The sequence below is a fragment of the Okeania sp. SIO2B9 genome, assembly GCF_010672505.1.
GTDB lineage: Bacteria > Cyanobacteriota > Cyanobacteriia > Cyanobacteriales > Microcoleaceae > Okeania > Okeania hirsuta.
The window spans coordinates 1-7,169 of record NZ_JAAHGK010000247.1 but is presented as its reverse complement, the minus strand read 5'-3'; the positions used below and the strand labels follow the sequence as shown (position 1 = coordinate 7,169).

Genomic DNA, 7,169 nt, shown 5'->3' with positions numbered 1-7,169 from the left:
TATTTTAAGTACTTAAAACCTCTACCTATCTGTGAAATTATTTAATTGAAATAGTATCAGCTCCCCTATTCCCCATTTAAAGTCATACATTCAAAAGTCAAAAGTTAGAAGTGATATTTTAAGTACTTAAAATATCTACCTATTTGTGACATTATTTAATTGAAATGGTATAAGCTCCCCTACTCCCCTACCCAGGTGATTATCAAAAATGAAATAGCTCTGTCCCAGATGAGCTGTTGCCTGTTGCCTGTTGCCTGTTGTCTGTTGTCTGTTGTCTGTTGTCTGTTGTCTGTTGCCTGTTGCCTGTTGCCTATTGTCAAAAACCTTGCCTAGATTTAGCACTGTAATTAGCCACTGACTCCACTAACCCCAGGGCAATAAAATTACTCAACAAAGCCGATCGCCCATAACTAAGTAACGGTAGTGGGATACCAGTCACAGGAGCCAAACCAATATTCATCCCAATATTCACAAAAACCTGGAATACTAACATTGATAATACTCCAATGGCAATCAGAGAACCAAAATCATCCTTAGCAGTCTGAGCAATAATAACCAACCGCAGACAAATAAACCAAAAAGCTAAAAGTACCAGAATACAACCAACAAAACCCAACTCTTCGCCAATAGCTGAGAAAATAAAATCTGTATGCTGTTCTGGGATAAAATGTAGTTGAGTTTGAGTACCTTGATATAGCCCCCTACCAAACATCTGTCCAGAACCAATAGCAATACGAGATTGAATTAGGTGATATCCCGTGCCCAGAGGGTCTTGTTCTGGATTCAGAAATCCTGTTAGTCGGTCTTTTTGATAATCTTTGAGCAAATTCCATAATATTTGCCCAATATTTCCAGAGACAACATTAATCCCGGTAACTATAGGTGTCCATAGCCATTTCCAAGGTAAAGTCCGCCATGCGATTAAGGCCATCAAAGCGATCCATGCAAGCCAAGCAGGGAAATAGATAGTATAAAGAATGGCTGAAAAAATAGGAGAGACAAGTAATATTAACCAACCAGGATTAACATTTCCCCAATACAACATCCCCATAGTAATTGCACCAAATATTAAAGATGTGCCGAGGTTGGGTTCTATAAATACTAAAAACCATGGTACGGCTGTAATCATCAAAACTTTAAAAAAGCCTAATAGCCTTACCCTGGTCTGAGACGAAAGTATTGCTGCTAAGGTAATAATTATTCCTACCTTGGCAAATTCTGAGGGTTGAACGTGGAAACCACCAACATTAATCCATCTTTGTGCCCCCAGAGCTGAAGTACCAATGAGTTGTACAGCTCCCAAAGAAAGATTGGTTAAAATATAAATTACCCATTTCCAGTTCATTAAAACTTCATAACGACAACGAGCAATAATTAAGGCCAAGATTAAGCCTACTCCTCCAGTGAGCCAGTGTTGCCACCAATCTGTTAATCCCTGGTTTCGTTCGACACTTTGGATCATTACTCCACCAAAAGTGGTCATTGCTATATAGACCAGCATTAGAGACCAGTCCATATTGCGCCATTGCAAGAGAGGCCATTTTCGGCGATTTCTTAATACTAATTTCTGGGTCATATTTTAATATGTAGATATTTTAGACTTTAGAATACTCCTGATAGTTAATACATATATTTAAGTAGGATCTCTGCATCAATTAAAATTTTTTTTGATGTAGCAGAAGGAAGAAGGAAGAAGGAAGAAGGAAGGAGACTTTAGTTATCTGGGAGGACTAAAGTTGGGAAAAGCTAGCATTGTCTGAGTTTAAAGCTTTTGATATGTCAAATAGAGTAATGGCGACTGCTATAAAATTTATATGTTTTTCGGTAAACTTTAGAGGCAGGTTGAAAATGCCCAGTCCAGTGATGCTCCTGACGGTGAGCAGGGAGTAGAAAGAGTCTAATATTAATTATTTTGATTTTTTCTTATCCCTGTACGGACGTTGCATGAAACTTCCCTACTCCCCCACTTAAGATACTATTCACCAAGGCGGTGAAATCGGCCTCTAATTATCTTTTATTTTGTGGGTTTAATACCCCACCGTCAACGGGGATGTTTAAAATTTTTTAGGGTTTGTAATTCATCAGGAATTTTCCCTTCTGCCTTCTGCCTTCTGCCTTCTACCTTTTTCAATAACTATGGCTTCCGGTTCGTATAGGTATTCAAACCAGTTACCATCTAAATCTCTACCGTAAAAGGAAGCTGTGCCATCTCGATGTTCATGGACAGGGGAGACTTGGATATTTTGGACTTTGAGCTGTTCGTAGGCGGTTTCCATTTCTGAGCGATCGCTAAACACAAACCCAAAATGTGGCCCTGCTTGCTCATATCCAGGACTCAAAAGTGCTAGTCCATCATCACCAGCTTTTAGGTATGCCCAGTCAGCATCTTTCCAGGCTATTTCCATTCCCAAATTTTGATAGAACTCTACTGCTTTGTCAACGTCTTGCACGCAGATAGCTACATGGCCTAATCTTTTCAGCTTCATAGTCAACTACTATTAAAATTTTTCTATTTTGAATTATATTACGCGCTATTTGTTTGTTTTGCTTTTTCCTGTATCCAGATGAGGCGATCGCATGACTCCTAATTAGGGTTTGCTGAAAAAGTCTTTTTCAGGAGTAGGGGAGTGGGGGAGCAGAGAGTAGTTAGGAGAAACGAGGAATTAATTAGGAGATAGTCGGATATATTTGTTCCTTGATTTTTCTGCTATCCCTCCTGCCTTTTATGCTAAGTTTTTGAGGGTTTTCAACGTGATACCAGGCACTTTTTTTCGCTCCTTTAAAGGCTGAATCTTTTATATGTCAGTGCTTTTAGATTTAATCAGCAAACCTTAATTATACCAATGGTCTCTGACTTGATATTAATTATCCAGACATGATATTATTCTTTAATTTAGAAATAAAATGATTACAGAAAAGTTTCGTCGCCAGCTCCGCAAAGAAGCAAAACTATGGCAAACAGAGGAATTAATTAGCGATCGCTTTTATCAACAACTATCAGAAAGATACCAGTTTGATGCTTTGGAGGAAACCGCCAGCGCTCGTTTTATTACTATCTTAATTTCTCTAGGTGGTATTCTTTTAGGATTAGGTATTATCACTTTTGTTTCTGCTAACTGGCAACAGTGGTCGCGAGGAGTAAAAACACTTCTATTATTAACTCTATTTATCTTAGTTAATACCTGCGGTTTTTATCTCTGGCGACAGCCCAATAATCTACCAAATACTACCAGTAAAAAACAAAGATTAGGTCACGGACTGTTAATATTTGGAGCCTTAATTTTAGGGGCAAATATAGCCTTTATGGCTCAAATGTTTCATATCGGTGGTTCTCCCTACGGATTATACATTGTTTGGGGATTGGGAGTTTTGGTAATGGCTTATAGTTTACAACTGGAAAGTCTGGGAATTATGGCTATCCTGTTAATAGGATTAGGCTATTTAATGGGTTTATCAACTATATTTGATTCTGTGGAATTTTCCTGGTTAAAGGCAATTATCAAATATATGGCTTTGGTGGCAGTATTGTTGCTAATTCCACTAGCTTATTGGTGCAGTTCCAAGATTATTTTTTTTCTCGCTACATCAATATTATTACTAGCTCTAGAAATTAGTTTGTGGCAAATTTTTTACTTATCAAATAATAGTTTTTTGGGAGCGATCGCTTTGACTTTACCTCCAGCTTTATTATGGGGGTATGACGATACTATTTTGCCTAAAATAGATAGTCGATTTTTTCAACAATTAGCAAGAAGTTTAGCTATTTGGTATTTGAGTATTGGATTTTTATATTTATCTTTTCGGAGAATTTGGAATTATGTTTTAACTAAAGATTTGAGCGATGGAAATACATCATTACAGTTTAGTTGGTTGACTTTAATTGAAGTTCTAATCTTTATAGGTTTTTCTGTTTGGGAATGGTTTAATTTAGCACAAACTGATAGAACAAATTCTCATCGTTGGCAATTAGATTCAGTCAGTAGTGTGATTTTAGGTTTCATTGTTGTAACTACAATATTATGTTTCTGGCATTTGAGTATCAATGAAATTCCAGAAATAGCAACTTTTATCATAAATATAGAAATGTTTCTCTTAGCAGCAGGTTTAATTAGAATTGGATTGATGCGAGGAATTAGAGGAGGTTTTTGGGGTGGTTTGGTATTACTAACTTTACAAATTCTCTGTCGCACTTTTGAGTATAATACCGAATTATTACTTAAATCTTTTGTATTTATTTTATGTGGTGTAGGAGTTATAGCTGCTGGTTTATGGTTTGAACGTCATTTATTATCTAAGAATTAATACCAATTTTATTTGAGGTTATACAAAATTAGGTAGTAGGTGTTAGGTAGTAGGTGTTAGGTAGTAGGTGTTAGGTAGTAGGTGTTAGGTAGTAGGTGTTATCACAATTTGATAAATATTTGCTACAAATAACTAGGTTATACCAAATTCAAGAAAGATTGTTACAGTAAAATTATAGATGCTTAACGGAATTGAAAAATCTTCACTGTTTATTTCTTATACCTACCACCTACCACCTAAAACCTAATACTTTGAATAGCCAATGTAGCAATATTTTTTGAAAATGGTATTATTTCTTAGGAGTTAAAGGGCGAATGGCCATTCCCTCCTACTGCCCTTATTATTAGTAACATTCTTGTAAGCATTCCGCAGGAAATGCTTACACATTCTTTCTCCAAATTGATATTATAATAATAGCCAAAGCGGTTAGGACTTATGCTAATGATGAATCTTAGACTAGGCAATGTTTTTCCCACTGTTCCCTGTTCCCTGTTCCCTATTCCCTAAGAGAAAATTAACATGAAATTTATCAACCCTTTTAATCAAAGCAATTTATCAACTAAAGAATCTGATTATTCTGAAGAATTAAATCCACCTATTAATCAAACAAAATCTTCAAAAAATCAGATGCAAATTTGGCGATTTATTTTGCCATTAACTGTACAGTTAGCATTAATTTTGTCAATTCCTGCTCAAGCTATTTATACTACGATTACAGGTAGAACTGTAGTTTTGCAAACTGTACCTGTAGACCCCTACGATTTTTTGCGAGGCTATTATCAAGTTTTAGATTATGATATATCCCGCAAAGATAATTTGAATAAACTTCCTGGTTGGAATAAATTTGAATTAGAAATTTCAGGAAAACTTTCTTCGCAAAATCCAACTAATATTTATGTGATTTTAGCTGCACCGGAAACAACAGAAAATTTAGGCATTCCCAAAGTGTGGAAACCTGTAGATGTAAGTGCAAAACAACCTCAAAATTTGCCAGCTAATCAAATAGCTATTCAAGGTAAATTTAATGGTCGGACAATTAAATATGGCTTAGAAACTTATTATATGCCTGAAAATAAACGCAAAGATATTAATCAGGATATTCGAGCAGCACAAACTACTGTTAATTTAGAAGGTAAAATACCTTTTGTAGTAGAAGTAAAAGTTAGTTCTCAAGGCCAAGCAGTACCTGTTAGTTTATGGGTACGCGATCGCAACTACAAATTTTAATTGAATAAGGCAGAAAGAGGAGTAGGGGAGTAGGGGAGTAGGGGAGTATAGTTATAAACATATACTATATAACCGGATTCTATGTAAAAGCTAAAGTCTTCTTCCTTCTTCCTTCTTCCTTCTTCCTTGCCTAGTTTTTTCATAGAGCATTGACTTAATCAAAGAATAACGATATTATGCAATAGCTTAAAAAGCATACTATTTAGATAGACAATGAAAGTAAAACCTTTAACCGTTGGTCCGATCCTGGGTGCAGTCACGGGCGACACTGCACGCATATTTGGTCGTGGCGAATATAAACTCTCTAGTAACAAAAAAAGTGTTCTCCCTTGTGTAGGAGTCGCCCGAATTCGTGCCCTAGACTCCTCAGACTATGACCCCCCCATCTTCTTCAAGATGTCTCCTGCTTTTGATACCTCCGGAGTAGCAGTATTCGACGAACTATCCTCAGAAACAGAGTATGAATATCAAATTGGCTATTTTTTGCAAAAAAAAGAGGAAGTAGACCAAGCAAACATAAACCTTGATTGGTCGAAAGCACATACCAAGCAATTTCAGACTGCTTCCACAGATCCGAAAAAGAGTCGCTCATTTATTTTTGGTTCTTGTCGTTATCTGCTAAAATTATTTGGTTCTTGGTTTGACGATCGCGGCGACAAAACTTTTGAATCTATTCTCAAACAAATAAACTCTGGTACAACTACTAATTCCTTGCTCATGGTAGGAGACCAAATTTATGCCGACGACCTCAATGCTATCGGTGCAGATCGCACAATTGAGGAGTTTTTTAGTCGCTATCAAGAGACCTTTACCCAACCCCATATTCGCGAACTGATGGGGCAAATTCCTACCTACATGACTCTTGACGACCACGAAATAGAGGATAACTGGCCGTCCAAAGCGTCGCCGAAGGATTGGGTGACTCTATTCCCTGTAGCAATTCATGCTTACATTACCTATCAGATGAGTCACAGTCCGTTATTCGAGATTGTAGATGACAAAGCTGATGTTATTGGTTCGCCCTCAAAACTCTGGTACAAATTTACAGACGGATGCTGTGACTTTTTTGTAACCGATACCCGCACAGAGCGTGACGAGGCAGAATCCTGCGATCCAGCATTTGAAGAGCGAGAAATAATTAATGAAGATCAGTTTGAAGCTTTAAAAAAATGGCTAGCAGATGGGTCAGAGCGAGTAAAGTTTGTTGCCTCAGCAGTTCCATTTTTCCCAGACTTTAAAAAGACTGAGCTAGATAAATGGAGTGGATATTTGCACCAACGCACCGAACTTTTGGAATTTATCCGCACCAATAAAATTAAACGGGTAGTTTTTCTATCTGGTGACGTACATTGTTCTATGTCAGCGGAGTTACTTTGCGAAGAAGACCCAGATTTTAAAATTATTTCTCTGATATCATCGGCTTTTTTCTGGCCTTACCCTCATAAAAGTGGTAGTTTCCAGTTATCAGGAAAGCTGAAAACTACCTCATTAACATCTCATAGCTATGCTGTAACAAATGCCGGACCTGCCCATTTCGATGACAATTTTTCGCGGGTGACTTGCGATTTGAATTCCTTGAAGTTTCAGGTTTTTCAAAGATTAGGGAATTTATTAGGAGAAAAACTATGTTCTTTTTCTCA

General features: G+C 37.0%; 7 protein-coding genes. 3 read left to right on the top strand and 4 right to left on the bottom strand.

Annotated features, from left to right (window positions below; translation table 11 throughout):
- Positions 1–179 precede the first annotated feature (179 nt).
- The 3 genes from F6K13_RS11235 to F6K13_RS11225 all read right to left on the bottom strand — a co-directional run bounded on the left by F6K13_RS11235 (position 180) and on the right by F6K13_RS11225 (position 2,486).
- Entirely contained in the window at positions 180–320 is a 141-nt protein-coding gene (locus tag F6K13_RS11235) for a hypothetical protein (protein ID WP_161564724.1), read from the bottom strand.
- Positions 317–1,576 (bottom strand): rod shape-determining protein RodA, encoded by a 1,260-nt coding sequence (rodA, locus tag F6K13_RS11230; protein ID WP_124147372.1) that lies wholly within the window; start codon positions 1,574–1,576, stop codon positions 317–319. The genes F6K13_RS11235 and rodA overlap by 4 nt, the downstream gene beginning before the upstream one ends.
- A gap of 505 nt (positions 1,577–2,081) precedes the next feature.
- Positions 2,082–2,486, bottom strand: coding sequence for a VOC family protein (locus F6K13_RS11225; protein WP_124147373.1), 405 nt, complete (start codon positions 2,484–2,486; stop codon positions 2,082–2,084).
- A gap of 418 nt (positions 2,487–2,904) precedes the next feature.
- On the opposite strand from F6K13_RS11225, the gene F6K13_RS11220 reads away from it, so the two are divergent.
- Both F6K13_RS11220 and F6K13_RS11215 read left to right on the top strand, forming a co-directional pair.
- Positions 2,905–4,302, top strand: a complete 1,398-nt coding sequence (locus F6K13_RS11220; RefSeq protein WP_124147374.1) for a DUF2157 domain-containing protein — start codon at positions 2,905–2,907, stop codon at positions 4,300–4,302.
- A 519-nt stretch (positions 4,303–4,821) separates the two neighbouring features.
- Positions 4,822–5,529: a GDYXXLXY domain-containing protein gene (locus tag F6K13_RS11215; protein WP_124147375.1), complete on the top strand. Its 708-nt coding sequence runs from the start codon at positions 4,822–4,824 to the stop codon at positions 5,527–5,529.
- Here F6K13_RS11215 and F6K13_RS11210 read toward each other — a convergent pair.
- Complete coding sequence (locus tag F6K13_RS11210) at positions 5,526–5,672, bottom strand: hypothetical protein (RefSeq protein WP_161564725.1); 147 nt, start codon at positions 5,670–5,672, stop codon at positions 5,526–5,528. The two genes, F6K13_RS11215 and F6K13_RS11210, sit on opposite strands and share 4 nt — an antisense overlap.
- Positions 5,673–5,742: 70 nt before the next feature.
- On the opposite strand from F6K13_RS11210, the gene F6K13_RS11205 reads away from it, so the two are divergent.
- On the top strand, positions 5,743–7,169 hold a 1,427-nt coding region (locus F6K13_RS11205; RefSeq protein ID WP_287287399.1), incomplete at its 3' end, for an alkaline phosphatase.